Genomic DNA, 24130 nt, shown 5'->3' with positions numbered 1-24130 from the left:
GAAGCAGAGGAGGCATTCTACGCACGCTTGAAAGCCAACGAAAAAGCAGCCTAATCATTGAACCAGAAACTCTCCGGTAAACCCGGGGCGGTTCAGATCCACGATGTCGGCGGGGCACTCCACAGCCCGCAACCGGTCACGCATCGAGTGACGGAAGCTGTGCATGGTCCCTTTCTCGCTGACGTATGGCTTCATCCATTTGTTCAGCGCCGCGCTCGCCGAGTTGGCATTGGTCTGGTCGTCCTTGTTGTATCGCGGGAAGGCGAACTCGCTGTCCTTGACGCTGTCGTGGACACGCTGAGCGGCCCAGAGCGCTGCGCCCACGAGCGGGACCTTCCGGTTGCTGCCTGCCGTCTTCAAGCGCCGCCACGGATGCTCTCGCACGACCACATTCGGGATCGGATCATCGAGCTTGAGATCCTCTCTCAACAGACCTGCAGCCTCAGCGAGGCGCATCCCGGTGTCAGACACCAAGGCGACCAGCCAGCGCAGATCATCGTCGAGCTTGCGGCACTCGCTCTGTAGGGTGCGAATGACATCGAGCGGCAGCGGTTCCCGATCCTCAACTCCTGCGTTGCGGTCGTAGTAGACCCTGCCGAATGGGTTGGTGATGTCGATGCCGATCTCGGCGGCAGCGAAGTTGATGACCGAGCGCACCGTTCCGAAGACGCGCGTCATGCTGCTGCCTGCCAGTCCACGCTTGATCAGATCGTCGCGGAAGGCCTTTGCGTCTGCCTTGGTGTAGGCAGTGATGTCTTTGTCGCCGCACACGTCGATGACATAGCCACAGGACCGCTCAGCAGCGCGGTGGAAGGTGACCGGGCGACCTTGACCCTTGAGCCGAAGGTAGATGCCCACGGCTTCCGAGAGCTTCACGGTTTCAGCTGCAGCGGCAGTCATGACCATCGCGGCAGGGACAGCGTTGGTGTTCTGCGCCAAGCGCAGCATGTGCTTCCCCGGTAGATCGCAGTCGTTGATCTTGAGGAAATACCAGTGCTCGTCGAGCCGTTGTGCTGCTCTCAGTGCGCGAGAGGTAGCGACCGATGCCGACCTCGTGCGCAGCTAGAATGAGATTTTCGGTGACGTGTAGTGGTGCAGCAGGTCTTTGGGGACGCGCCTCACGAAGTAGTAGACGCCGTCTTTCACAAATGAGTGGGGTGCAGTTTTGTTCTCCACCCTGTTCTACGCTCGCTCTATCCTGAGATAAAGCTGAGGCAAAACAGTATCTTAGCGTATGCTATGGTGCCCGGGGGCGGAATCGAACCACCGACACGAGGATTTTCAATCCACTGCTCTACCCCTGAGCTACCCGGGCACGGGTGAAGCGGATCGCTTCGGGTGGCGGGGTTTTAGACGGGGTCTGCGGGGGTGTCCAGAGGGGTCAGCAAGAAAATTCAGTGGGGTTTCGTGGGCTGGCGGGTCAGTTCCTCGGCGGCGCGCTCGGCATCCTCGGGGTCGTCCGACGGCACGGCGTAGCTGCCCGACAGCCAGCGCCCCAGGTCGACATCCGCGCAGCGGCGCGAGCAGAAGGGGCGGTAGTCGGGGTGAGCGGGCTTCTTGCAGATCGGGCAGGTCATCGCGGCAAGGCCTCGGTCAGGGGCAAGCGTTCGCGTTTGCGGGTCAGTTCGGCATGGCCCAGCGGCGTCCAGCCGACGAAGCTGGTCTCCACCGCATCCGCGCGCAGGGCGGATTTCAGGGTCTGTTCCAGTACCAGCCTGTCCTTTTTAGGCATCGGGGCGAAATCGACGACGACCTGCCCGGCCAGCCCGCGCAAACGCAGCTGGCGCGGCAGGTCGCGGGCAGCGGCGATATTGGCCTTCAGCCCCGCCGCGGGCGAGGTGTCGGGGCCGGTGTTCACGTCCACCGCCACCAGCGCGCGGGTCGGTTCGACATACAGTGTACCACCGCCGGGCAGGGGTGTGGGGCCGTCCAAAGCGGCGATCGCGTCCCACACGCCATGGGTTTCGAAGCTGCCGGTATCCTCGACCACCATGTCGGGGGCGGGGTCGGCCCAGTCGCGCCAGGCGGTGAGATGTGTATCGGGGGCGTCCAGCAGGGCCTCGGGCGGGCCGTCGGTGGGTTCCGCGCAGACAGCCTGGGCAAGATCGCGCATCGCGGCGATGTCGGCGGCGATCTCATCCTCGGGGGCGCCGTCGGCGGCAGAACGCAGGATCAGGCCGAACCTTGGGTTCGCCCCCTCCATCCCCTCATGCGCCAGTTCCAGCAGGCGGTCGCGCTCGTCCTCGTCGCGGATCTTGCGCGAGATGTTCAGCCCCGGCGCGTCCGGGGTGACAATGGCGTGGCGGCTCTTGAACAAGAGCTTGGGCGTGACCGGCACGGCCTTGCCAGCCTCGGCATAGCCGGTGACCTGCACCAACAGGCCCTGGCCGGGGCGCAGCCCCTTGGCCTGTTTCAGGAACGCCCGACCTGCCGGAAGGCGCAGGAACACGCCGCCCTGCCCCTTGACCTGCCGATCAACGATAGCACGAAAGATGGCACCTAGGCCCGGGCGGTCGTCGGGCGGGTCGATCAGCAGATCCTGCAACCGGCCATCCACCATCAGCGCCGCCGCCGCCCGGTCGCCGACGCGATCCAGGATCACCATCCGTCCCTTCATGCCCGTTCCTTCCACAGTGGATAGCCCGCACCGGCCAGCAGCGCGGCGGTTTCGGCCAGCGGCAGCCCGACAACGGCGGAAAACGACCCGTTGATCCACGGCACAAAGGCGCCGGCCATCCCCTGGATGCCGTAGCCGCCCGCCTTGCCCTGCCAGTCGCCGCTGGCGAGATAGGCGTTCAGTTCCTCGTCCGACAGGCGCTTGAACTGCACCGTGGTCACCACATCGCGTTCCCACAATTGCGCGCCCAGCCGCAGCGCGACCGCGGTGATGACGCGGTGCCGCCGCCCCGAGAGCGCCAGCAGGAATTGCGCCGCCTCGCCGGCATCGGCGGGCTTGCCCAGGATACGGCGGCCAAGCGCCACGGTCGTATCGGCGCACAGCACCAGTTCGTCCGGCGCAGCCCGCACCGCGCGGGCCTTTTCGACGGCCATGCGCGCGCAATAGGGGCGCGGCAGTTCGCCCTTTTCGGGGGTTTCGTCGATATCGGCCGGGCGCACGTCGTCGGGCGCCACGCCGATCTGGGCCAGCAGATCCCGCCGGCGCGGGCTGGCAGAGCCGAGGATCAGCCGCAAAACGGCTTACTTGAAGCGGTAGTTGATCCGACCCTTGGTCAGATCGTAGGGGGTCATTTCAACCTGAACCCGGTCGCCGGCCAGAACCCGGATGCGGTTCTTCCGCATCTTGCCTGCCGTATGCGCAATGATCTCATGGCCGTTTTCCAACTCGACCCGGAATGTCGCATTCGGCAGGAGTTCCTTCACGACGCCGGGAAATTCGAGCATTTCTTCCTTGGCCATGGTCACTCCTGAGTTTCGTTTCCCCTCCTTGCGGAAGGATTGTAGGTAATTGCGCCCGATCCGCCAATTTTTCAAGGGCAAAGAGGCGCCAAGCGACACCATGCCCGGTGCCGCGGCGCGGGCTTTCGCCGGTTGCCTTGATGCAGGTCAAGGCCCGCTGCGCGGCACTGGGGTCAGGGTGTGCGAAACGGCCGCCGCGAAAGGACGGCCGACGGGAACCGCGGGAGATGAGAATGCCGACCGACCAGCTTCGGATTGCGGGTGACGTGCGCGCTGTGGGTCCGACGCCCTGCTGCCACACCCTGCCCCACGACACCCTTCACGACGTGGCGCAGGCCGCACTGCGCCGGGTGGCCGCTGCCGTTGTGCACCCGGCGGCGACACCGGCCCCGCCCCTGCCCGAGATGGGCGCCCTTTGCACCGCGCTGTGCGCGCCCGGTATCGACGCCGCACGCGCCATGATAGATGACCTGCGCGCGCGCGGTGTTCCCGACGGCGACATCCTGCACAGCCACCTGCCCGCCGCCGCGCGGATGCTGGGTGAGCAATGGGAAAACGACGAAATCTCCTTCGTCGTGGTGGCCCAGGCGGTCGGCCGGCTGCAACGGCTGGTTCATCACCTGCGCCGCGACCCGCCCCGGCCCGGTCGCGGCGGTAATCGGCAGGCATTGTTCGCCACCCTTCCGGGCGAAACCCATACGCTGGGCGTGGTGATCGCCGCCGACAGCCTGCGCCAGAACGGCTGGGACATCGACCTGTCGCTGGGCGAATCGCAGGACGCGCTGCTGGATCAGCTGGCCGAGCAGGATCACGCCCTGCTGGGCCTGTCGATCGGATCGGCCCGCACCGCACGGAGCTTGGCCGCGCTGCTGCCCGATCTGCGCGCTGCCGCCCCGCGAACCCGCATCCTGCTCAGCGGTGCCTATATCGCGACCGAGCCCGAGGCCGCCGCCCGGCTGGCCGCCGATGGCTGGGCCCGCGACGTTGCAGGGGCGCTGCGCGAAATGGCACGTCTGGCCGGGGACCGGGCCGCATAGGCCCTGGCGATTCGCCCGATGACCACGGCCACCCCGCGCTTTTCCCGGTTCTGCCCGGCGCAATGGGGACTTTTTCCCGCTGACAAGGGCCAAAGCCCGCGTAGCAGCGTCGCAGTCCGGGATGAGGGGCTGTTCTCGCCTCACGCTCGCGTTATTCTGCGCCGTGGCGGCTGGGCGCGCGTGCGGATGCAGATCCGTAGCGATGCCGGGGCCCGGCGCGGGAGGCCTGTCTTATACACTCTCGCCGGAACAGCAGGAGGATGTCCTGCCGCGCACGGGATGGTCCCGTCCGACGGCAGCGGAATGCAAAGGATGAAAAATGTCTAACAACAGCGCGCAAAACCTGATCCGTCTTATCGTTGCCGCACCGGCAATTGGCGTTGCCTTCTACGCCGTGACCTACAGCGGTCAGGATGAGGCCCCCACCGCCCCCGCCGTCGAGGCAGTGGCCGAAGCCGCCGTTGCCGAGGAAGCGGTGACGGAAGAAGCTGCCACCGAAGAGGCCCCGGCCGAGGAAGCTGTCGCCGAAGAAGCACCGGCTGAGGAAGCCCCGGCTGAAGAAGCCGCCGCCGAAGAGGCCCCGGCTGAAGAAGCCGCCGCCGAAGAGGCCCCGGCCGAGGAAGCTGTCGCCGAAGAAGCACCGGCTGAGGAAGCCGCCGCCGAAGAAGCACCGGCTGAGGAAGCCGCCGCCGAAGAAGCACCGGCTGAGGAAGCCGCCGCCGAAGAAGCACCGGCCGAAGAAGCCGCCGCCGAAGAAGCACCGGCCGAAGAAGCCGCCGCCGAAGAGGCCCCGGTTGAGGAAGTTGCCGAAGTCGAAGCGCCCGCCGTTGAAACGCCCGCCGATGTCGCCAGCGCGCTGACCCTGGCCGAACAGGCCGCTGCCCTGGCCGCCGAATACGCCGAGCTGGCCGAACGCGCTTCCGAACTGGCGGGCAAGTCCGCCGCCATCGTCGAAGCAGCCCCGGTTGAAGAGGCTGCCGCCGAAGAAGCTCCGGCTGAAGAAGCCCCGGCCGAGGAAGCGGTAGAGACCGAGAACGCCTTCGACCAGATCGCCGCCGCCGCTGCCGAAGAGGCCCCGGCTGAAGAAGCCGCCGCCGAAGAGGCCCCGGCTGAGGAAGCCGCCGCTGAAGAAGCCCCGGCTGAGGAAGCCGCTGCCGAAGAAGCTCCGGCTGAGGAAGCCGTCGCCGAGGAAGCCCCGGCTGAAGAAGCCGCCGCCGAAGAGGCCCCGGCTGAGGAAGCCGCTGCCGAAGAAGCACCGGCTGAAGAAGCCGCCGCCGAAGAAGCACCGGCTGAAGAAGCCGCCGCCGAAGAGGCCCCGGCTGAAGAAGCCGCCGCCGAAGAGGCCCCGGCTGAGGAAGCCGTTGCCGAAGAGGCCCCGGCTGAGGAAGCCGTTGCCGAAGAGGCTCCGGCTGAGGAAGCCGTCGCCGAAGAAGCCCCGGCGGAAGAAGCCGTCGCCGAAGAAGCACCGGCTGAGGAAGCCGCCGCCGAAGAGGCCCCGGCTGAGGAAGCCGTTGTCATGGCCGCCGCGTTCACCGGCGACCCGGAGGCCGGCGAGAAGGCCTTCCGCCAGTGCGCCACCTGCCACGTTGTCACCGCCCCGTCGGGCGAAATGCTGGCCGGCAACGGTGCCCGCGTCGGTCCGAACCAGTACGGCATGCCCGGCCGTGCGGCCGGCACGATCGAGGGGTTCCGTTACTCCAAGTCGATGGAAGCGGCGGGCGAGGCCGGCCTGGTCTGGACCGAAGACCTGGTCGTGGAATACGCCAAGAACCCGACCGAGTTCCTGCGTGAATACCTGGGCGACCCCAAGGCCCGCGGCAGCATGACCTACAATGCCCGCGACGAGCAGGAAGTGCGCGACATCTACGCCTACATCGCGACTCTGTCGCAGGAATGATCGGCGCGCGGGGGCATCCCCGCCGTCTGACCTGAAACGCGAACCGCCCCGGCCAAACGCCGGGGCGGTTTTCTTTCTGCCGGGGCTTAGCGGGTCAGGCCCGCGTAAAGCTGCGGCAGCCGTTCGGGCAAGCGTTCCACGTTGTCGAGGATGAAGAAGTTCCGCTGCCCGAATATCTGCGCCACGTATTGATCCGCGCGCGGGTCCAGCGTCAGGCAGAACGGGATCACCCCGTGTTTTTCAACCTCCAGCACGGCGGCGCGGGCATCCTGGCGCAGGTATTGCGGGTCGCGCTCATCGATATCGGCGGGCGCGCCATCGGTGATGACCAGCATCAGTTTCTTGGCCGCCTGAACCTGCCCCAGGTGATGCCCCGCATGGCGGATCGCGGCCCCCATCCGGGTGGACAACTGCCCCTGCATGCCCGCAAGGCGCGCCTTGGGCATCTCGTCCCATCGCTGGTCGAAATCCTTGTACCGCTGGTAGAACACGTTGTGCCGCCCGTCGGAACAGAACCCGTGCAGCGCAAAGGCATCGCCGACCTTGGCAATCGCCTCGGCCAGCAGGACGGTGGCCGCCTTGGTCAGGTCCAGCACCGTCTGGTCCTGCCCGGCGACCTGGTCGTTGGTGGATTCCGACAGGTCCAGTAGCGTCATCACCGCGATATCGCGCACCTTGCGGACAGACCGCATCATGATCTGCGGATCGGGCTGCTGGCCCATGCGGATATCGACCATGGCCTGAAGCGCGGCGTTGATGTCGATCTCGTCGCCGTCCTCCAGCTTGCGGATGCGCTGCACGCCCTGGGGCTGCATCGCGTCCAGCAGATGGCGCATCCGCTGGGTCAGCTTGCGGTTCTCCGTCAGGATCGCGTCGATCTCGGACGGGTCGCCCAGTTTCGGGCGTTTTTCCAGCACCGTTGCCCAGGAGGGGCGGTGCATCTGGATCTTGTAATCGAACTCGTCATAGGGGACCGGGGGCGAAGTGGGCTCCTTGCCCTCCTTTTCGTTGAAGGACAGGCCGTCGTCGTCAAAGAACTCGGTCTCAGACACCCAGATTTCCTGGGCGTCGTCGCCGGCGGTCTCGACCTCTACCTCGTTCACCATCTCGGAGACGGAGACGTATTTGCGCACCTGTTCCGGGGCAGGGGCGAAACCCTTTTCCCAGTCGATCTCCTCGAATTCCCAGATATAGCGGTTGTCGTCGCGATAGGGTGCGCCCTGCACGTCGCGATAGGCGGAAAACGGGCGGTTGCGCAGCTGGTGTGCCAGATGCAGGCCCAGCTCGCGCGACATGGCGGCATCCGACAAATCCGCCTTGGCGAACGCGTCCCGCACCCAATCCACCACCGGATCGTCGATCTGCGCCTCGGGATCCAGCAGCCCCAGCGCGATCCGGTCGAACTGGGCGCCCATCGTGCCATCGGTCGAGGGCGCGTGGAACTTGCGCCACAGGTCGCGCAGGCGGGGGAATTGGGCGATGGACAGCGCCTCGATCCGGGCATCCTCGATCAGGCCGACGCATTGCTGTTGCAGCGCGTTCAACTCGTCCCCCGGGATGGCGGCGATCGTCAGGGCGACATGGGCGGCGGCGTGGGCGGCGGCCGCGCGGTAGAGGTCCAGCCCCGGTTCCCCGTTCCAATCGTCATAGGCATCGGGCAGGTGCAGGAAGAACTCGGCGATATAGGGCTTCGCGCCCTCGCGGGTTTCGAAATCGCCCGCGGTGGGGCGCATCAGGAAATCACGGCCCCAAAGCGCACGCAGATACATCCCGATCCGGCGGTGGATGTCGACGAACAGGGTTCCCTTGCGTTCATTCTGCAGGATCGCCTGGGATTCGGCGCTTTCCAGACTGAAATAGCGCGTCATCTCCTCGAAATTCGTTCGGTGCGCCTGCGCGCCCCAGTTGGCCCAGCGGCGCAGGCCGCCTAGGGTCAGGACATCCAGCAATTCCTCCAGATGTTCCAGCATCGGGCGCAGCCCGCGCGGGGCCTGGGCCAGAAGCTGGTTGAGGAATTGCAGGTAGGTGCGGAACAGGTCCGGGTCGGACAGGCGGCGCGAGGCCACGGGCGCGGTGGCTATCACCCGCTCGATCACGGCGCCCGAGGTGCGCGAGGCAAAGCCAAGGCAGGCCTGCGCCAGGTCAGGGATCACATCCTCGCCCAGGTCGCGGGCCAGGATCGGCACCACCTCGATCCAAGTGCGCACGATGTGATCGCCACGGCCCATATGGGCCAGCGCCACCGCCCCCTTCAGCCAGTTATCCAGCCCCCGGGGCGACAGCACCCGGATCGCGTCGGGCCAGCATTGTTCCAGAATCGCCCGCTGCGCGTCGTCCAGTTCGTCGGTCAGTTCGGCATGGTCCTCAAGCGCGAAGGACATGACATGGCCCCCGCTCTCAGAAATAGGTGCCGACGGCGGCGTCCAGCGCGTCGCGCATATCCGGGTCATCCGTGATCGGACGGACCAGCGCCATGTGGCAGGCGGCGACCGGCGCGATGCCCCCCGCGATCAGCGAACCCGCGTGGATCAGCATCCGGGTGGAAATCCCTTCGTCCAGCCCGTGACCCTTCAGGTTGCGGGCGCGTTCGGCGATGGACACCAGCTTGTCCGCGTCCTCGGGCGTCACACCGGATTCGTGGGCGACGATTTCAACCTCGGTGGCGTGTTCGGGATAGTTGAAGTCCAGCGCGCCGAAACGCTGCTTGGTGGACTGTTTGAGGTCCTTCATCAGGCTCTGATAGCCCGGGTTGTAGGAAATCACGAGGTGGAAATCCGGGTGCGCGTTCAGCAATTCCCCCTTCTTCTCAAGGGGAAGGACGCGCCGGTTGTCGGTCAGGGGGTGGATCACGACGGTCGTGTCCTGCCGGGCCTCCACCACCTCGTCCAGGTAACAGATGGCACCATGACGCGCGGCAAAGGTCAGCGGCCCGTCCTGCCAGCGGGTGCCATCGGCATCCAGCAGGAACCGGCCCACGATGTCGGATGCGGTCATGTCCTCGTTGCAGGCGACGGTGACCAGCGGCTTGCCCAATTTCCAGGCCATGTGTTCCACGAACCGGGTCTTGCCGCAGCCCGTGGGCCCCTTCAGCATCACCGGCATCTTGGCGGCATAGGCGGCCTCGAACAGGTCCACCTCGTCGGCGACGGCGCGGTAATACGGCTCGTCCGTCACGCGGTATTGCTCGATCATGTCCTTCATGGGGCTCCCCTCCCTATGCGGTGTGCCCGCCGCACCCTATGGCGCGGCGGGCAGGTTCAGATCAGACGGCCTCGCCGCGATAGACCACCATGTTGGCGCCCTGGCTCTGGGTGTAGTTGTTGTACCCGATCAGGCGGACATGGTTGCCCGGGTTGGCCTCGTGGCAGGCTTTCAGCTCGGCCAGGATGGCATCGACATCGGTTTCGCCGAACATCGGCAGCTTCCACATGTACCAGTAGTTCGAGGTGGCATGCTCGGGCTCGGTGTGTTCGACGGCCGGGTTCCAGCCGTGTTTCACGATCCACTCCACCTGCTTGCGGATCTGGTCGTCCGTCATCGGCGGCAGGTAAGAGAAGGTTTCCATCTTGCGGCTGGCCGGATCCGAAAGCCGCGACTTGTAGTCCTGAATGCTCATATCTGCGTTCCTTTCCTTGGGTCGTGGCGCGGCTTAGCGGTGCTGAGTGTCCAGCTTGTCCACGGTGTCGAACTCGAACTTGATCTCTTTCCAGGTTTCCATGGCGATCTTCAGTTCCGGGCTGTGCTGGGCGGCGGCGGTCAGGATTTCCTTGCCTTCCTTTTCCAGCTCGCGGCCCTCGTTGCGGGCCTGAACGCAGGCCTCCAGCGCCACACGGTTCGCCGCGGCACCCGCCGCGTTGCCCCAGGGGTGGCCCAGCGTGCCGCCACCGAACTGCAACACCGAGTCGTTGCCGAAGATCGAAACCAGCGCCGGCATGTGCCAGACGTGGATGCCGCCAGAGGCCACCGGGAACACGCCCGGCATCGCGCCCCAGTCCTGATCGAAGAAGATGCCGCGATCGCGGTCCTCTTTCACATGGCGGTCGCGCAGCAGGTCGATCCAGCCCAGCGTCGCGGCGCGGTCGCCTTCCAGCTTGCCGACAACGGTGCCCGAGTGCAGGTGGTCGCCGCCCAGCAGGCGCAGCAGTTTCGCCAGAACGCGGAAGTTGATGCCGTGATTGGGGTTGCGGTCCATCACGGCGTGCATCGCACGGTGAACGTGCAGCAGCAGCCCGTTGTCGCGGCACCACTTGGACAGCGAGTTATGCGCGGCCCAGCCAATCGTCAGGTAGTCCGACATGATGATCGGGGTACCGATTTCCTTGGCGAACTCGGCGCGCTTGAACATCTCTTCGACGGTGGGCGCGGTCACGTTCATATAGTGGCCCTTGCGCTCGCCGGTTTCGGCCTCGGCCTTGTCGATGGCCTCCTGGCAGAACAGGAAGCGGTCGCGCCAGCGCATGAAGGGCTGCGAGTTGACGTTCTCGTCATCCTTTGAGAAGTCGAGACCGCCGCGCAGCACCTCGTACACCGCCCGGCCGTAGTTCTTGGCCGACAGGCCCAGCTTGGGCTTGATAGTGCAGCCCAGCAGCGGGCGGCCGTACTTGTCCATCTTGTCGCGCTCGACATTGATGCCATGCGGCGGGCCAAAGCACGAGGTCACGAACCACAGCGGGAAGCGGACATCTTCCAGACGCAGCGAGCGGACGGCCTTGAAGCCGAACACGTTGCCGACGATCGAGGTAAAGACGTTGACTACCGAGCCTTCTTCGAACAGGTCCATCGGATAGGCGATGAAGGCGTAGAACGCATCGTCGCTGCCCGGCACATCCTCAATCGCGTAGGCGCGGCCCTTGTAATAGTCCAGATCGGTCAGCAGGTCGGTCCAGACGGTCGTCCAGGTGCCGGTAGAGCTTTCGGCGGCCACGGCGGCGGCGGCCTCTTCGCGGGACACGCCCGGTTGCGGGATGACCTTGAACACCGCCAGGACATCGCTTTCCTTGATCGAGTATTCGGGTTCCCAATAGGTGGACCGGTATTCCTTCACACCGGCATCATACTTTTTGGCAGCCATGTCGCCTCCTCCGCGTTGATGCTGTCCCTCGCCCGCTCTGGGCGGGTCGGGGGGAACATGGCAGCTTGCAAGGAAATACCAAACTGAATAGTTTTTAGCGACAGAATAGGTTATTGGTTATTATTATGCCCGCCAGCCTGCGCCAACTTCGCGTTTTCCTCGCCGTGGCCCGCCACGAAAGCTACACCCGCGCGGCTGAAGAGCTGCACCTGACCCAGCCGGCAGTCTTTGCCCAGGTCAAACAGCTGGAGGATCGGCTGGGCCACCCCCTGTTCGAGCGAATCGGCAAGAAGATGTTCCTGACAGAGGCCGGCAAGGTCACCGCCCAGGGCGCGCGCGAATCGCTGGACGCGGTGGAACGGATGCACATGCGGCTGGCGGACATGCGCGGCCTGCGCCAGGGCAAGCTGAACCTGGCGATCGTGTCCACCGCACAGTATTTCCTGCCCCGCCTGCTGGGCAGTTTTTGCGACGCCAATCCGGGGATCGAGGTGGCCCTGATGGTCACCAACCGTCAGACCGTGCTGGAACGGCTGTCCCGGAACGAGGACGACCTGTGCATCCTGGGCACCCCGCCCGAGGGGCTGGACGTGATCGCCACCGCAATCGCCGACAACCCGCTGGTCATCCTGGCCCGCCACGACCACCCGCTGGTGGGCAGCCGCAACATCCCGCCCGAACGGGTGGCGCGTGAACCCTTCGTGCTGCGCGAGCCCGGATCGGGCACGCGGCTGGCGGCGGAACGCTTCTTTCGCGCGCGGGGGCTGACCCTGCCGATGCGGATGGAACTGGGCAGCAACGAGGCGATCAAACAGGCGGTGATCGGCGGGCTGGGCCTGGCCGCACTGTCCCGCGATACCCTGGCGTTGGAGGGGCAGACCGGCCAGCTGAAGGTGCTGGATGTAGACGGCTTCCCGCTGCTGCGGCAATGGCAGGTCGCCTATCCGCGCGGCAAGCACCTGTCCGTGGTCGCACAGGCCTTTCTGGACCACCTGATAGCCCACGCGCAGCAGGCCGTCGAATCCGGGGCACGCGCCCCCGCGCCTGCCTGACTGCCCAAGGGCCGGGCGGCCTGCCTGCATTTCAGGCGCTGCGACAGCATGCGCCCCCGCCTGGGCGCCCCTGCCCCGCCCCTGCGTTGACGCACGGGCCGGTCGCCCCCCATAGCATCAGCAAACGGCCCCGAAAGGAACACGCCATGCCGATCTATGCCTATCGCTGCCGGTCCTGCGCGGCAGAGTTCGAATTGCTGGTCCGCGCAAGCGACGAAACCGCCCCCGCCTGCCCCGAATGCAGCAGCACCGACCTGTCGCAACGGGTGTCGCGCGTCGCCCCGCCGGGCAAGGCCGAGGGCATCTTTGCCAGCGCCCGCAAACAGGCCGCGACCGAGGGGCATTTCAGCAACTACTCCAAGGCCGAGAAATCCAGGATCAAGATGTAGCGGTCACGCGACGGCGCCGACACCGGGCAGGTTCAGCGCCGCGACAAGGTCGCGCAATTCCTGACGCGCGGCGATGTTCGACATGTTCAGATTGCTTACCCCGGTATCCTTTAGATCCAGCAGGGTCAGCCCGTTCGGGAACAACTCGCGAAAGATCACCCTTTCCGAAAACCCCGGCGCGACGCGGAACCCGATCCGGCGCGACAGGTTTTGCAGCGCCGTGCCCATTTTGCGCTTGTTATGCATCTGCTGGGCACCCAGCCGGTTGCGCAGCACCACCCAGTCGATCGGTTTCAGCCCCGCCTGCGCACGCAACTGCCGGGCGCTCCAGACCATTTCGGAATAGATAGAGGGGCCCAGGATGCGGCCTGTTGCACCGTCATGCCGGGCCAGCAGATCGAAATCTATGAAACTGTCGTTCAGCGGCGTTATCAGCGTATCCGCCATCGTGTGGGCCACCTGCGCCAGCCGGGTATGCGAGCCGGGGCAGTCGATCAGGATGAAATCCATATCCTGATCCAGATCGGCCACCGCCGCCGACAGGCGCCGGTCATAGATGTTCTCGCCCGGTTGCAGGTCGTCCTCGGCGATGTCGGGCAGTTCGCGGTAGTCGGGCGTCGCCAGGTCCAGCCCGCTGCGCTGAAGATACGCGCGGCGATTCTCGATATAGCGGCCGAAACTGCGCTGGCGCAGGTCCAGGTCCAGCGCGCCCACCTTGTGGCCCATCCGGGCCAGTGCCGTGGCAACGTGCATGGACACGGTGGATTTGCCCGCACCGCCCTTTTCATTGCCGACTACGATGATATGCGCCACATGAACCCCTATGCTGTGCACCCGATAGGATCGCCTGCCCGCTGCCTCTATAAATTGTGCGCGGTACAGGGAAAAGTGGCGGCGCCCCATGACCCGTCAAAATGTAGCATTCAACCGACACCTGCCTGCGGCCATTCCGCCAGAAACGAAAATGCCGCCCCGGGGGGCGGCATTTCCTGTCGAATGGTCGGGTCTCTGGCCTCAGAAGCCCAGGCCCTCGTATTTTTTCTTGAACTTGGACACGCGGCCGCCGGTATCCATCAGGCGCGCGCTGCCGCCAGTCCAGGCGGGGTGCACCGACGGGTCGATATCCAGCGCCAGGGTGTCGCCTTCCTTGCCGTAGGCGGATTTCATCTGAACCACGGTGCCATCGGTCAGCTTGACATCGATGATGTGGTAATCGGGGTGAATGCCTTTTTTCATCGCGCCGCTCCTTACGCCCCGGTCTTGGGCTTGTAATTGGTGTCCTCGGCGATCCGGGCCGATTTGCCCCGACGCGAGCGCAGGTAGTACAGCTTGGCGCGGCGCACACGGCCGCGGCGCACCACCTCGATCTTGTCGATGTTGGTCGAGTAGAGGGGGAACACACGTTCCACACCCTCGCCGAAGGAAATCTTGCGCACGGTGAACGAACCGGCGATGCCCTTGCCGTTCTTGCGCGCGATGCAGACGCCTTCGTAGTTCTGGACGCGCGAGCGGGTGCCCTCGGTCACCTTGTAGCCGACGCGGATCGTGTCACCCGGCTTGAAGTCGGGGATCTTTTTGTCGAGTGCGGCGATCTGTTCCGCCTCGAGCTGCGCGATCAGGTCCATCGCGGGTTCTCCATTTCTGCTCGCGGTTTTTTCCGCGAAGGTGATGCAGCCCTCAGAGCTCTTGGTCTCCATCCGGGTCCCTACCGTGCTGCGCACAATAAGCCCGCCAGAGGTCAGGGCGGCGTTCCTTTGTCAGCCTTTCGGCCATGTCCCGGCGCCAGTCGGCGATGTTCGCGTGATGCCCCGACAGGAGAATGTCGGGTATCGCACGGCCTTTCCAGACGGCGGGACGCGTATACTGGGGATGCTCAAGCAGCCCGTCAGAAAAACTCTCTTCCTCGGTGGAAGCCTGATTCCCAAGCACGCGCGGTATAAGCCGCACGGTCGCGTCAATCAAGGCCTGCGCCGCGATCTCGCCCCCTGACAGCACGAAATCGCCAAGGCTGACCTCTTCGACCCCGTATTCCTGCAACACGCGCTCGTCCACCCCCTCGAACCGGCCGCACAGCAGGGTCAGGCCCTCGGCCTGGGAAAAGCGCCGGGCCATTTCCTGGGTAAAGGGCCGGCCGCGCGGCGACAGGTAGATCACCGGCCAGCGCGCCGGGTCGCGGGGCGTGCCGGTCGACGCCTGGTCCAGCGCGGCGCCCACGACATCGGCGCGCAGCACCATGCCGGCGCCCCCACCCGCGGGCGTGTCATCCACATTCCTGTGCTTGCCCTCGCCAAAGGGGCGCAGGTCGATGGTTTCCAGCGCCCACAGCCCCTGGTCCAGCGCCTTGCCCATCAGGGACAGGCCCAGCACGCCGGGAAACGCCTCTGGGAAGAGGGTGACGATACGCGCCGTCCACGCCCCGCGCAGCCGCGGGCGTTCCTCCATCAGGTCGCGGGGCACCAGGCTTGCAGAAATGGACAGGCGCCCGTGCGAACGCGGTTTGTCGGACATGGAGGCCCGATCAGCCGCGCAGCGAGGCGGCCAGCGTCCCCGCCAGCCCCGCCGCCGACAGGCCCACCGTCAGCCAGACCGGCGCCGCGATCAGCGGCCCGCCCATCGCCCAGGCCGCGCCGTAACCGATCAGGAACACCAGGTTCACCCAGATCAGCTGGTTCAGCACCAGGCCGGGCAGCGCCTGCATCAGCCCCTTGCCCTGCTTGGCGCGGTCCGCGCGGGCGGCGGGACTGACCGCATTGGCCACGGTCGCCATGACCGCAATCACGATGATGACCCAGAACGCCTGCTGTGCGGCCCCGGCGACAAGCGCACCGGCCAGCAGGATAACGGTGAAGACAGTAGAGATCGTGTTCGACATGGTCGCCTCGCAGATGGAAGGACAGATCAGGAAAACAGGCCGTCAGGAGGATCGGCGATCAGGCGCCCGGCTGCAAGATCGACATTGGGCACACATTCGCCGGTAAAGGGCAGCAGCACCGTGGATTTCAGCCCGGGCCCGTGGATTTCCAGCAGGTCGCCCGCGCCATGGTCGTGCACCGCATGCACCCGGCCCAGTACCTGCCCACCGGTATCGACCACCTCCAGCCCGATCAGGTCGGCGTGGTAGAATTCGTCCTCGGGCAGGGCGGGCAGGACATCGCGATCCGCAAACAGCCGCGTGCCGCGCAGATCGTCCGCCTGCTCCTTGGTGGCGATGCCCGTCAGCCGGGCCGCGAAGCCGCCCTTGACCGGGCGGGTCAGCTTTACCTCGAAACGGCGGGTGCCATCCTCGGTGTAGAGCGGGGCATAATCGGCAATCGCCTCGGGCTCGGCGCAGAAGCTTTTCAGCCGCACCTCGCCCCGCACCCCGAAGGCCCCGGAAATCGCGCCGACGCAGACCCGATCTTCCATCTAGCGCTCCTCGATATGCAGCTGCGGCGCGCGGCGTTCCCAGCCGGCATCCTCCAGTTCCGGGTGGTCGCGTTCCACCTCGGGCCAGCCGATGCACAGATAGGCCACCAGCGCCCAGTCGCCGGGCACGTCCAGATCGCGGGCCAAGCGATCGGGGTCCAGAACGGAGACCCAGCCCAGGCCCAGACCTTCGGCCCGGACGGCCAGCCAGAACATGGCGATGGCCGACACGACCGAGTAGCGCCGCATTTCCGGCATGGTGGCCGCGCCCAGCCCGGCGCCCTGCGCCGTGGCCTCGTCGCAAAAGACGGCCAGTTGCACCGGCGCGCGGTCCATGCCCGACAGTTTCAGCCGAGGGTAAAGGGCGGCCTTTTCGCCGTCGTAACCGGCCAGCGCCGCGGCATTGGCGGTTTCGAAATTGGCCCGCGCCGCGGCGCGGGCAGCATCGCTTTCAACCCGGACGATGCGCCAGGGTTCGGACAGGCCCACCGACGGCGCCATCCGAAAGGCGTCGAGGCAGCGCGTCAGCACCGCCTCGTCCACCGGGTCCGTCCGGAAATGGCGAACATCGCGCCGCCAGCGCATCAGCTCTGCCAGCTGATCGCGAAAGGCGGGCGCGAACCGATCCGGGCATGGGGCATGCAGGCCCATGGCTTATTCCGCGGTTTCTTCCGCGGCTTCGGCGGCCTTGGCGGCCTTTTCCTCGGCACGCTCCTTGGCCTTGGCGCCGGGCTCGGCCTTCTTGGGGTTGTTGCGCTCTTTCTTTTCCAGAACGCCGGCCGCTTCCAGCATGCGGGCGATGCGGTCGGTCGGCTTGGCGCCCTGGCCCAGCCAATGCTGCACGCGCTCCATGTCCATCTTCACGCGCTCTTCGCTATCTTTCGGCAGCAGCGGGTTGTAGGTGCCCACCTTCTCGATGAAGCGGCCGTCGCGCGGCATGCGGCTGTCGGCCACGACGATGCGGTAGAAGGGGCGCTTTTTCGAGCCGCCGCGGGCAAGACGCAGTTTCAGTGCCATGTCAGTATCTCCTGTTCGTTGGCGTTCTGGGCAGGATGCCTGCCTATTTCTGGTGTTCGATGTGGTGACGGATGACTTCCTGAATGACGAAGGTCAGGAATTTCTTGGCGAATTCGGGGTTCAGATCGGCACGGCGGGCCAGATCCTCCAGCCGGGCGATCTGGGCCTCTTCGCGGGCGGGGTCCGAGGGCGGCAAGCCATGTTCGGCCTTCAGCTTACCCACGGCCTGGGTGTGCTTGAACCGCTCGCCCAGAGTGTAGATCAGGATCGCGTCCAGCCGGTCGATGCTTTCGCGGTGCTCGGCCAGGATCTCGGCGGCGCGGGTGGCGTCGTCAGTCAAGGGGCACTCCTTTCGGCTTGAACAGCGGATCGATGTAGTTGCGGACTTCCATGGCGATACCGTCGGCCAGTTGCGTGCCGCGCAGCTGCGCCGGCGAGGGGTGGCGATAGACGACATCGTGGCTGTCGATGCTTTCGGCCTGCGGGTCCAGCCGCGCGCCCAGCCGTTCGCACAGCCGCACGGAACTGACGTTCTTGGGGTCCACGTAGGACACCACCGTATCCCAGCCCAGATGGTCATAGCACCAGCTGCGCACCGCATGCACCGCCTCCAGCGCGACGCCGCGCCCCTCGACCGCGGGCCAGATCATCCACGCGATTTCACGCTCTGGCCAGCCCTTGGGGAACCAGCCGCCCGCCATGCCCATCGTGGCGTCGGTTTCGCGGTCATGGATCATCCACATGCCGAAGCCGTGGATCTGCCAATGCCCGATCTCGGCGGCATACAGCATCCAGCTTTCGTATTCCGACAGCGGGCCACCCATGAAACGCGAGCGATAGCTGGTGAAGGTCGACTCGAACTTCGGGTAATCCTCGGGCGCGGGGCCACGCAGGACCAGCCGTTCGGTCTGGATCACGGGGATATCTGCGTGGGGCATCAGAGGCACACCTCGGGGACGGGGTGGCGATAGACGATGACGGTGCCGAACACGGCATGGGTAAACTCGCCATCAGGGCGGGCGCACAGCCGTTCGGCCACGCGGGCCGACGCGCGGTTGGCCGGATCGACCAGGCTGATCACGGTGCGCCAGCCTAGGGTTTCATAGGCATGGGCACGGGCGGCCTCGGCGGCCTCGGTGGCGTAGCCCCTGCCCTCGAACCCGTCGAACAGATCCCAACCGATTTCCGGTTCGGGCCAGCCCTCGGGGTTCCACAGCCCGACGATCCCGCAGACGGTGCCGGTCGCCTTGTCCTCGACGATCCAGCGGCCATAGCCGCACAGCGCCCAATGCCCGATCTCGGTGGCAAGCTGGCGCCAGGCGCCCTCGGCATCCTTGGGGCCGCCGACAAAACGCGACCGATCCGAGGCATAGAACGCCCGCATCGCCGGAAAGTCCTGCGGACCCGGCGCGCGCAGGATCAGCCGCGCGGTGTCTATGGTCGGAATGGCGGTCATCACTTCTTCTTGCCGCCCAGTCCCGACAGGCCCGGCGGCAGGTCCATGCCGCCCATGCCGCCCGGCATCCCGCCGCCCATCTTGCGCGCGGCCTCTTCCAGGGCCTTGGGGTCCATATCGGCGCCCATGCCGGGCATACCGGGCATGCCGCCCTTGCCCATCAGCCCGCCCATCGCCTTTTTCAGCATGGCGCGGCCGCCCTTCTTGCCCAGCTTCTTCATCATGTCGGCCATCTGGCGGTGCATCTTCAGCAGGCGGTTCAGTTCCTGCACCTCCAGCCCCGCGCCCTTGGCGATCCGCTTCTTGCGGCTGGCCTGCAGGATCTGCGGGTTGGCGCGTTCCTTTTTCGTCATCGACTGGATCAGGGCGATCTGGCGGCGCAGGATGGAATCGTCAAAGCCAGCGGTTTCCATCTGCTTGGCCATCTTGCCCATGCCGGGCATCATTCCCATGATGCCCTCCATGCCGCCCATTTTCAGCATCTGTTCCAGCTGCATCCGCAGGTCGTTCATGTTGAACTGACCCTTCTGGAAGCGCTTCATCATACGCTCGGCCTGTTCGGCCTCAAGCGTGGCCTGGGCCTTTTCGACCAGCGAAACGATGTCGCCCATGCCCAGGATGCGGCCCGCAATCCGTTCGGGGTGGAATTCCTCGATCGCGTCCAGCTTTTCGCCCAGACCGACATACTTGATCGGCTTGCCGGTGACCGCGCGCATCGACAGGGCCGCACCACCGCGCCCGTCGCCGTCCATCCGGGTCAGGATCACGCCGGAAATCCCGATGCGTTCGTCGAAATTCTCGGCGGTATGCACGGCGTCCTGGCCGGTCAGGCCATCGACCACCAGCAGGGTTTCGCGCGGGTTGGCCACGTCGCGCACCGCCTCGACCTCGGCCATCAGCTCTTCGTCGATGGACAGGCGCCCGGCGGTGTCCAGCATGTAGACGTCATAGCCGCCCATCGCGGCCTGCTGTTTGGCGCGCTTGGCGATGTCCACGGGGCGCTGACCCGGCACGATGGGCAGGGTGTCGACCTCGATCTGCTTGCCCAGAATGGCAAGCTGTTCCATGGCCGCCGGGCGGTTCACGTCGAGCGAGGCCATCAGCACCCGCTTGCCGTTCACCTCTTTCAGGCGTTTCGCCAGTTTCGCGGTGGTGGTCGTCTTGCCGCCGCCCTGCAGGCCGACCATCAGGATCGGCGCGGGCGGGTTGTCGATTTTCAGATGGCCCGGCTCACCCTCGCCGGTCAGTACGTTCACCAGTTCGTCATGGACGATCTTGACGACCTGCTGGCCCGGCGTGACCGATTTCGTGACCGCCTGGCCGGTCGCCTTGTCCTGCACCGACTTGACGAAGCTGCGCGCCACGGGCAGCGAAACGTCGGCCTCCAGCAGGGCGACGCGCACCTCGCGCAGGGCGGTCTTGACGTCATCCTCGGACAGCGCGCCCTGCTTGGTCAGCCGGTCGAATACGCCGGACAGCCGGTCGGAAAGACTTTCGAACATGGCCCTGGCCCTCCTTCGACCGTTGCACCTGCCCCCTCATATGGGAAGGGACGCCTGAATGTCAGCCGGGCACCGGGCCCAAACGCTGAGCGCCCCCGTGGGCGAAACCTCGCTGACGGGGGGCGATCCCGGGTCGCACCCGGGACCGGAAGGCATGACGCATTCCGGGTATTGGCTGCGCTTAAAGACACGGATGGGGGGTAGAGTCAAGCGCGCCGCCCCATGCCCCCTGTCAAAAAGGCCCCGCCATTGGGCATGGCGGGGCAAGGGCGTGCCGCGGCGGGCATGCCACGGCACAGGCGGTCATATGTCGGGTATCAGTTCGGGCGCTCGCCCATCTCGGCGCGGATCTGCTGGCGCAACAGGTCGATCGGCACCGTCTTGCCCTCGCGCTTGAAATGCCAGTAGGTCCAGCCGTTGCACGATGGCGCCCCCTCCAGCGCGGCGCCGACCTGGTGGATCGACCCGGTCACGTCATCGCCCACCAGCGTCCCGTCGGCGCGCACCTTGGCGGTCTTGCCACGGGGCGAGGTCAGCACCTCGCCGGGGCGCAGCATGCCGCGTTCCACCAGTTGCCCAAAGGGCACGCGCGGCGCGGCGCGTTTGGAGGCAGATACCGCCAGCGCCTCGCGGTCATAGCGGCGCACACGGGCCAGCCGCGCCTCTGCCACCTTGCGATAGCTTTCCTCGCGCTCGATCCCGATGAAGTCACGGCCCAGCATCTTGGCCACCGCGCCCGTCGTGCCGGTGCCGAAAAACGGGTCCAGCACCACGTCGCCCGGGTTCGTGGTGGCGACCAGCACCCGGTGCAGCAGGCTTTCGGGTTTTTGCGTGGGGTGGGCCTTGTCGCCCTTTTCGTCCTTCAGCCGCTCATGCCCGGTGCAGATCGGCAGCACCCAATCGCTGCGCATCTGCACCCCCTCGTTCAGGGCCTTCAGCGCCTCATAGTTGAAGGTGTATTTCGCACCTTCCGATTTCGACGCCCAGATCAGCGTTTCATGCGCGTTGGTCAGCCGCTTGCCACGGAAATTCGGCATCGGGTTCGCCTTGCGCCAGACCACATCGTTGAGGATCCAGTAGCCCTGGTTCTGCAACTCTGCCCCAAGACGAAAGATGTTGTGATAGCTGCCGATCACCCAGATCGCGCCATCGGGTTTCAGAACCCGGCGCGCGGCGGCCAGCCAGTCGCGGGTGAAACGGTCATAGGCGGCGAACCCGTCGAACCGATCCCAGTGGTCATCCACCGCATCGACCTTGGAATTGTCGGGGCGGTGCAACTCGCCCTTCAGCTGCAGATTGTAGGGCGGATCGGCAAAGATCAGATCCACGCTGCCCTCGGGCAGGGAATTCATCTGCTCGATGCAGTCGCCGGAAAGAATAGTGTTGAGGGGGAGCGTCACCGCCCCCATTGTTTTTGTCATCTTGTCACACTGCCTCTTGTCGCGCGCCGGTTATCCGGCGTCGTGTCTTGGCCCCAATGTGAGTCAAAGCCGATTCGGCGTCAATTTATTTTTTTGAATCAGGGGGTTAGGAAGACGCCCCGCACAAGATATTGTGCACTGGCGCGAAAGAACGTCTATGGTGTGGGCTGACACCGATATCTCGGAGTCCCGCCAGATGCGCAGGGGTAGGATAGCCTGCGTTCTTTTCCCAACCGTATCCTGGGAATTGCTGCGCCAGATCTGCCATGATCGCGTCGCGCGTCACCTTGGCAACGATGGAGGCCGCCGCGATGGACAGGCTTTGCCCGTCCCCGCGCACCACAGCCTGCCCCGGGCACGGCAGGTCACGCGGCAAGCGGTTGCCATCCACAAGGGCCATGTCGGGCAGGCACGACAGCCCCGCGATTGCCCTGCACATCGCCAGGTGGCTGGCCTGTAAAATGTTCAGCGCGTCGATTTCCTGCACGCTGGCATGGGCGACCGACACCTCGGCGCAATCGCGGATCGCGGCGGCCAGCGCCACGCGGCGCTTCGCGGTCAGTTTTTTGGAATCGTTCAGGCCGGGAGGCAGGCGGTCGGGGTCCAGCCAAACCGCGGCGGCGGTCACCGGCCCGGCCAGCGGGCCGCGCCCGACCTCGTCCACGCCGACGACGACGCGCGCGCCCTGGGCACGCGCCGCCTGTTCCAGCGTGTAATCGGGCAGCGAAGTCATGGCGCACACTCAAGCGCCGAGCGCGCCCGGGCGCAAGCCCTGACCGCCCCTCAGCGTTCGCCGTGGCGCGGCGGGCGACCCTGGTCGCGCCGCACCCGATAGCCCGCACTCTCCAGCCGCTTCAGCCGATAGCCGGTCATCTCGCCGCGCGGGCCGCGCAGGCGGATCTGCCCGGCCTGCGGCAGGGCGACCCCGGACCGGCGCAGGCAGCGCTTGGACACGAAACGCACCTTGCCGTGATGGGTCTTGACCCTCTGCACGCAGCTGGCCGGCACGTAACGACGGTGCGCCGGGGCATAATAGCCGCGATGGCGCGGCGGCGGGCCATGCCGCACATGGGCGGGACGGTTGCCGCGGTAATCGCGGTCGTCGTCGTCAAACGCCTCGATCAGGATGAACACGGCCGCCGCCCCGAACAGGGCGCGGGCCAGATCCTCTTGATCCGCCTGGGCGGGCTTGGGGGCCAATGGCGTAACGAAAAGCGCGGCGGCCAGCGCGGGGGCAAGAAATCGATGGGTCATGGTCTGTTTCCTTCCTGTTCGTGCCGGGACGGTCCGCCCCGGTCGGTAACTGGCCCGACCCTCGCCCCGCTGCGCCGTGACAGGCAATATCGGCCCCGTGTTATCGGATAACCGGCCGGAAACACGCCTTTGCCGCCGCCCGGGGCGCGGTTGATATTGAATAGCCGCCGCGCCTGACACATGCTTTGCCCATGACACGCGCCCCCCTGATCCTTGCCGCCGCGCTGGCGGCCCTCGCCCTGGCCGGACCCGCCGCCGCCGGATGCTATGCCGATTACAAGGCCAAGCAGGACAGCCCCCTGCGCCTGCATTACGGCGTGATCGAACTGCCCGACAGGGCCTGTTCCAGCCGGGGCGCCGCCGCACAGGAGATCGAGCGCCGGATCGGCCGCGGCGGCTGGAAGCTGCTGAACGTCATGTCCCTGTTCGGGCGCGACGGGCTGGCCGACCGGCAGGGCAGCGCCGGCAGCTATTTCCTGAAATACTGAGGGACAGGCGCATGGCGCGAAAAGACACGCCGGGGGCGGACAGACGGCTGCATGCCGGGCGCGTGGTCGTGGCCGGGATCGTCGCCATCGTGGCGATCCTGCTGGGCGCGGCGATCCTGCTGTTCCTAACCCTGCCCGACGCCAACGCGTTCAACGCGCGGGTGGAACGGCTGTTCGTCGAAAACGATCACCTGACCTCGGACGCCGAGATCAAGCTGCTGGAAATCCTGGCCCAGTCGGGCACCGCCTTTTCCGATGTGCTGGCGTCCTACCGGATGGTGATCTTTGTGCTGCTGGCCTTTGCCACCGCGCTGTTGATCGCGGCGCTGGTCTTTCTGCTGACGATCATCGCCCTGAACCGCCGCATGTCGGAGATCGAGCGCGCGGGCCTCAGCGTGTCCTCGCTGCTGATCAGCCGGGATGAGAATACGGTGATCCTGAACGACCGCCCCCTGAAACTGACCCCCGCCGCGATCGAGACCCTGGCCCTGTTGGCCGAGGCCCGGATGGATGGCGACATGCTGAGCGGTGCCGAGATCGAGGCGCTGATTTCCGGCAAGCCCGCCGCAGATTGCGACGAGGCCGCCGGCGCCACCCGCATCAAGCGGCTGCGCGACGCCCTGGGCAACCAGATCGTCAGCGAGTTGATGGTGCGCAACGTGGCGCGGCGCGGCTATGTCCTGTCGGTGGACAAGGGCGTGATCCGCATGATCTGAGGCCCGCG

General features: G+C 66.1%; 31 protein-coding genes and 1 tRNA gene. 6 read left to right on the top strand and 26 right to left on the bottom strand.

All coding sequences use genetic code 11. From position 1 onward, the window contains the following. Positions 1-54 precede the first annotated feature (54 nt). From EV656_RS13390 to infA, 7 genes are all read right to left on the bottom strand, one after another. Positions 55-948, bottom strand: a complete 894-nt coding sequence (locus EV656_RS13390) for a site-specific integrase (protein ID WP_242469062.1) — start codon at positions 946-948, stop codon at positions 55-57. 114 nt (positions 949-1062) lie between these two features. Beyond that, entirely contained in the window at positions 1063-1146 is an 84-nt protein-coding gene (locus EV656_RS16930) for a DUF6538 domain-containing protein (RefSeq protein WP_425057184.1), read from the bottom strand. Positions 1147-1240: 94 nt separating this feature from the next. Beyond that, positions 1241-1315, bottom strand: a tRNA-Phe gene (locus tag EV656_RS13385). A 79-nt stretch (positions 1316-1394) separates the two neighbouring features. Continuing rightward, the gene (locus EV656_RS13380) at positions 1395-1577 is read right to left on the bottom strand and encodes a DNA gyrase inhibitor YacG (RefSeq protein WP_132604948.1); all 183 of its coding nucleotides are present in this window, start codon (positions 1575-1577) and stop codon (positions 1395-1397) included. Beyond that, complete coding sequence (locus EV656_RS13375) at positions 1574-2617, bottom strand: ribonuclease E/G (protein ID WP_132604946.1); 1044 nt, start codon at positions 2615-2617, stop codon at positions 1574-1576. The genes EV656_RS13380 and EV656_RS13375 overlap by 4 nt, the downstream gene beginning before the upstream one ends. Next, entirely contained in the window at positions 2614-3192 is a 579-nt protein-coding gene (locus EV656_RS13370; protein WP_132604944.1) for a Maf family protein, read from the bottom strand. Before EV656_RS13370 ends, EV656_RS13375 begins: the two co-directional genes overlap by 4 nt. Positions 3193-3198: 6 nt before the next feature. Beyond that, positions 3199-3417 (bottom strand): translation initiation factor IF-1, encoded by a 219-nt coding sequence (gene infA, locus EV656_RS13365; RefSeq protein ID WP_037209844.1) that lies wholly within the window; start codon positions 3415-3417, stop codon positions 3199-3201. A gap of 233 nt (positions 3418-3650) precedes the next feature. Here infA and EV656_RS13360 point away from each other — a divergent pair, with 233 nt between their 5' ends. Both EV656_RS13360 and EV656_RS16815 read left to right on the top strand, forming a co-directional pair. Beyond that, positions 3651-4454 carry a cobalamin B12-binding domain-containing protein gene (locus EV656_RS13360; RefSeq protein ID WP_165919011.1) on the top strand — a complete coding sequence of 268 codons (804 nt, stop codon included), beginning with the start codon at positions 3651-3653 and terminating at the stop codon, positions 4452-4454. 319 nt (positions 4455-4773) lie between these two features. Then, entirely contained in the window at positions 4774-6351 is a 1578-nt protein-coding gene (locus EV656_RS16815; RefSeq protein WP_243695708.1) for a c-type cytochrome, read from the top strand. 86 nt (positions 6352-6437) lie between these two features. On the opposite strand, the gene EV656_RS13345 is transcribed toward EV656_RS16815, so the two are convergent. The 4 genes from EV656_RS13345 to EV656_RS13330 form a co-directional block, all read right to left on the bottom strand. After that, positions 6438-8732, bottom strand: a complete 2295-nt coding sequence (locus EV656_RS13345; RefSeq protein ID WP_132604940.1) for a nitric oxide reductase activation protein NorD — start codon at positions 8730-8732, stop codon at positions 6438-6440. Positions 8733-8748: 16 nt separating this feature from the next. After that, entirely contained in the window at positions 8749-9552 is an 804-nt protein-coding gene (locus EV656_RS13340) for a CbbQ/NirQ/NorQ/GpvN family protein (RefSeq protein WP_132604938.1), read from the bottom strand. A gap of 61 nt (positions 9553-9613) precedes the next feature. After that, the gene (locus tag EV656_RS13335; protein WP_132604936.1) at positions 9614-9967 is read right to left on the bottom strand and encodes a ribulose bisphosphate carboxylase small subunit; all 354 of its coding nucleotides are present in this window, start codon (positions 9965-9967) and stop codon (positions 9614-9616) included. Positions 9968-10000: 33 nt separating this feature from the next. Then, a complete protein-coding gene (locus EV656_RS13330) occupies positions 10001-11422 on the bottom strand; it encodes a form I ribulose bisphosphate carboxylase large subunit (RefSeq protein WP_132604934.1) in 1422 nt (473 codons plus the stop codon). Between the two features lie 125 nt (positions 11423-11547). Here EV656_RS13330 and EV656_RS13325 point away from each other — a divergent pair, with 125 nt between their 5' ends. Next, positions 11548-12474: a LysR family transcriptional regulator gene (locus tag EV656_RS13325; protein ID WP_132604932.1), complete on the top strand. Its 927-nt coding sequence runs from the start codon at positions 11548-11550 to the stop codon at positions 12472-12474. Between the two features lie 146 nt (positions 12475-12620). Next, positions 12621-12863 (top strand): FmdB family zinc ribbon protein, encoded by a 243-nt coding sequence (locus EV656_RS13320; protein ID WP_132604930.1) that lies wholly within the window; start codon positions 12621-12623, stop codon positions 12861-12863. A 3-nt stretch (positions 12864-12866) separates the two neighbouring features. Here the strand turns inward: EV656_RS13320 and EV656_RS13315 are convergent, their stop codons facing one another. The 15 genes from EV656_RS13315 to EV656_RS13245 form a co-directional block, all read right to left on the bottom strand. Beyond that, entirely contained in the window at positions 12867-13676 is an 810-nt protein-coding gene (locus tag EV656_RS13315; protein ID WP_132604928.1) for a division plane positioning ATPase MipZ, read from the bottom strand. 201 nt (positions 13677-13877) lie between these two features. Next, a complete protein-coding gene (gene rpmE, locus EV656_RS13310) occupies positions 13878-14099 on the bottom strand; it encodes a 50S ribosomal protein L31 (RefSeq protein WP_132604926.1) in 222 nt (73 codons plus the stop codon). Between the two features lie 11 nt (positions 14100-14110). Further along, positions 14111-14488, bottom strand: a complete 378-nt coding sequence (gene rplS / locus EV656_RS13305; protein WP_132604924.1) for a 50S ribosomal protein L19 — start codon at positions 14486-14488, stop codon at positions 14111-14113. 52 nt (positions 14489-14540) lie between these two features. Then, the gene (gene trmD / locus EV656_RS13300; RefSeq protein WP_132604922.1) at positions 14541-15371 is read right to left on the bottom strand and encodes a tRNA (guanosine(37)-N1)-methyltransferase TrmD; all 831 of its coding nucleotides are present in this window, start codon (positions 15369-15371) and stop codon (positions 14541-14543) included. A gap of 10 nt (positions 15372-15381) precedes the next feature. Continuing rightward, positions 15382-15735 carry a hypothetical protein gene (locus EV656_RS13295; RefSeq protein WP_132604920.1) on the bottom strand — a complete coding sequence of 118 codons (354 nt, stop codon included), beginning with the start codon at positions 15733-15735 and terminating at the stop codon, positions 15382-15384. 26 nt (positions 15736-15761) lie between these two features. Then, positions 15762-16268 (bottom strand): ribosome maturation factor RimM, encoded by a 507-nt coding sequence (gene rimM / locus EV656_RS13290; RefSeq protein WP_132604918.1) that lies wholly within the window; start codon positions 16266-16268, stop codon positions 15762-15764. Continuing rightward, complete coding sequence (gene bluB / locus EV656_RS13285) at positions 16269-16919, bottom strand: 5,6-dimethylbenzimidazole synthase (RefSeq protein WP_132604916.1); 651 nt, start codon at positions 16917-16919, stop codon at positions 16269-16271. It lies immediately after the preceding gene. 3 nt (positions 16920-16922) lie between these two features. Next, a complete protein-coding gene (gene rpsP, locus EV656_RS13280) occupies positions 16923-17285 on the bottom strand; it encodes a 30S ribosomal protein S16 (protein ID WP_132604914.1) in 363 nt (120 codons plus the stop codon). 43 nt (positions 17286-17328) lie between these two features. Next, positions 17329-17625: a chorismate mutase gene (locus EV656_RS13275; RefSeq protein WP_132604912.1), complete on the bottom strand. Its 297-nt coding sequence runs from the start codon at positions 17623-17625 to the stop codon at positions 17329-17331. Next, entirely contained in the window at positions 17618-18223 is a 606-nt protein-coding gene (locus EV656_RS13270) for a GNAT family N-acetyltransferase (protein WP_132604910.1), read from the bottom strand. The genes EV656_RS13275 and EV656_RS13270 overlap by 8 nt, the downstream gene beginning before the upstream one ends. Beyond that, positions 18223-18741: a GNAT family N-acetyltransferase gene (locus EV656_RS13265; RefSeq protein ID WP_132604908.1), complete on the bottom strand. Its 519-nt coding sequence runs from the start codon at positions 18739-18741 to the stop codon at positions 18223-18225. Before EV656_RS13265 ends, EV656_RS13270 begins: the two co-directional genes overlap by 1 nt. Next, complete coding sequence (ffh, locus tag EV656_RS13260) at positions 18741-20243, bottom strand: signal recognition particle protein (RefSeq protein ID WP_132604906.1); 1503 nt, start codon at positions 20241-20243, stop codon at positions 18741-18743. The genes EV656_RS13265 and ffh overlap by 1 nt, the downstream gene beginning before the upstream one ends. A gap of 317 nt (positions 20244-20560) precedes the next feature. Next, a complete protein-coding gene (locus tag EV656_RS13255; protein ID WP_132604904.1) occupies positions 20561-21664 on the bottom strand; it encodes a site-specific DNA-methyltransferase in 1104 nt (367 codons plus the stop codon). A gap of 106 nt (positions 21665-21770) precedes the next feature. After that, complete coding sequence (locus tag EV656_RS13250) at positions 21771-22397, bottom strand: ribonuclease HII (RefSeq protein WP_132604902.1); 627 nt, start codon at positions 22395-22397, stop codon at positions 21771-21773. Positions 22398-22447: 50 nt separating this feature from the next. Then, the gene (locus EV656_RS13245) at positions 22448-22918 is read right to left on the bottom strand and encodes a hypothetical protein (RefSeq protein WP_132604900.1); all 471 of its coding nucleotides are present in this window, start codon (positions 22916-22918) and stop codon (positions 22448-22450) included. 191 nt (positions 22919-23109) lie between these two features. On the opposite strand from EV656_RS13245, the gene EV656_RS13240 reads away from it, so the two are divergent. Next, the gene (locus EV656_RS13240) at positions 23110-23406 is read left to right on the top strand and encodes a hypothetical protein (protein ID WP_132604898.1); all 297 of its coding nucleotides are present in this window, start codon (positions 23110-23112) and stop codon (positions 23404-23406) included. A gap of 11 nt (positions 23407-23417) precedes the next feature. After that, positions 23418-24122 carry a winged helix-turn-helix domain-containing protein gene (locus EV656_RS13235; RefSeq protein ID WP_132604896.1) on the top strand — a complete coding sequence of 235 codons (705 nt, stop codon included), beginning with the start codon at positions 23418-23420 and terminating at the stop codon, positions 24120-24122. The last annotated feature ends 8 nt before the right edge of the window (positions 24123-24130 follow it).

It is taken from the genome of Rhodovulum adriaticum (genome assembly GCF_004345735.1).
Lineage (GTDB): Bacteria > Pseudomonadota > Alphaproteobacteria > Rhodobacterales > Rhodobacteraceae > Rhodovulum > Rhodovulum adriaticum.
The sequence above is the reverse complement of the archived record's forward strand: the minus strand, read 5'-3'. Positions and strand labels throughout refer to the sequence as shown.

Coding starts and splice junctions, on each gene's coding strand:
- infA (WP_037209844.1), bottom strand. CDS start 3,417: ATGGCCAAGGAAGAAATGCTCGAATTTCCCGGCGTCGTGAAGGAACTC.
- EV656_RS13335 (WP_132604936.1), bottom strand. CDS start 9,967: ATGAGCATTCAGGACTACAAGTCGCGGCTTTCGGATCCGGCCAGCCGC.
- EV656_RS13245 (WP_132604900.1), bottom strand. CDS start 22,918: ATGACCCATCGATTTCTTGCCCCCGCGCTGGCCGCCGCGCTTTTCGTT.
- rpmE (WP_132604926.1), bottom strand. CDS start 14,099: ATGAAAAAAGGCATTCACCCCGATTACCACATCATCGATGTCAAGCTG.
- rimM (WP_132604918.1), bottom strand. CDS start 16,268: ATGGAAGATCGGGTCTGCGTCGGCGCGATTTCCGGGGCCTTCGGGGTG.
- EV656_RS13375 (WP_132604946.1), bottom strand. CDS start 2,617: ATGAAGGGACGGATGGTGATCCTGGATCGCGTCGGCGACCGGGCGGCG.
- EV656_RS13250 (WP_132604902.1), bottom strand. CDS start 22,397: ATGACTTCGCTGCCCGATTACACGCTGGAACAGGCGGCGCGTGCCCAG.
- EV656_RS16815 (WP_243695708.1), top strand. CDS start 4,774: ATGTCTAACAACAGCGCGCAAAACCTGATCCGTCTTATCGTTGCCGCA.
- EV656_RS13265 (WP_132604908.1), bottom strand. CDS start 18,741: ATGACCGCCATTCCGACCATAGACACCGCGCGGCTGATCCTGCGCGCG.
- EV656_RS13340 (WP_132604938.1), bottom strand. CDS start 9,552: ATGAAGGACATGATCGAGCAATACCGCGTGACGGACGAGCCGTATTAC.
- EV656_RS13380 (WP_132604948.1), bottom strand. CDS start 1,577: ATGACCTGCCCGATCTGCAAGAAGCCCGCTCACCCCGACTACCGCCCC.
- trmD (WP_132604922.1), bottom strand. CDS start 15,371: ATGTCCGACAAACCGCGTTCGCACGGGCGCCTGTCCATTTCTGCAAGC.
- bluB (WP_132604916.1), bottom strand. CDS start 16,919: ATGGGCCTGCATGCCCCATGCCCGGATCGGTTCGCGCCCGCCTTTCGC.
- rpsP (WP_132604914.1), bottom strand. CDS start 17,285: ATGGCACTGAAACTGCGTCTTGCCCGCGGCGGCTCGAAAAAGCGCCCC.
- EV656_RS13345 (WP_132604940.1), bottom strand. CDS start 8,732: ATGTCCTTCGCGCTTGAGGACCATGCCGAACTGACCGACGAACTGGAC.
- EV656_RS13270 (WP_132604910.1), bottom strand. CDS start 18,223: ATGCCCCACGCAGATATCCCCGTGATCCAGACCGAACGGCTGGTCCTG.
- EV656_RS13330 (WP_132604934.1), bottom strand. CDS start 11,422: ATGGCTGCCAAAAAGTATGATGCCGGTGTGAAGGAATACCGGTCCACC.
- EV656_RS13295 (WP_132604920.1), bottom strand. CDS start 15,735: ATGTCGAACACGATCTCTACTGTCTTCACCGTTATCCTGCTGGCCGGT.
- EV656_RS13390 (WP_242469062.1), bottom strand. CDS start 948: ATGCTGCGCTTGGCGCAGAACACCAACGCTGTCCCTGCCGCGATGGTC.
- EV656_RS13255 (WP_132604904.1), bottom strand. CDS start 21,664: ATGACAAAAACAATGGGGGCGGTGACGCTCCCCCTCAACACTATTCTT.
- EV656_RS13240 (WP_132604898.1), top strand. CDS start 23,110: ATGACACGCGCCCCCCTGATCCTTGCCGCCGCGCTGGCGGCCCTCGCC.
- rplS (WP_132604924.1), bottom strand. CDS start 14,488: ATGGACCTGATCGCGCAGCTCGAGGCGGAACAGATCGCCGCACTCGAC.
- EV656_RS13325 (WP_132604932.1), top strand. CDS start 11,548: ATGCCCGCCAGCCTGCGCCAACTTCGCGTTTTCCTCGCCGTGGCCCGC.
- EV656_RS13235 (WP_132604896.1), top strand. CDS start 23,418: ATGGCGCGAAAAGACACGCCGGGGGCGGACAGACGGCTGCATGCCGGG.
- EV656_RS13360 (WP_165919011.1), top strand. CDS start 3,651: ATGCCGACCGACCAGCTTCGGATTGCGGGTGACGTGCGCGCTGTGGGT.
- EV656_RS13320 (WP_132604930.1), top strand. CDS start 12,621: ATGCCGATCTATGCCTATCGCTGCCGGTCCTGCGCGGCAGAGTTCGAA.
- ffh (WP_132604906.1), bottom strand. CDS start 20,243: ATGTTCGAAAGTCTTTCCGACCGGCTGTCCGGCGTATTCGACCGGCTG.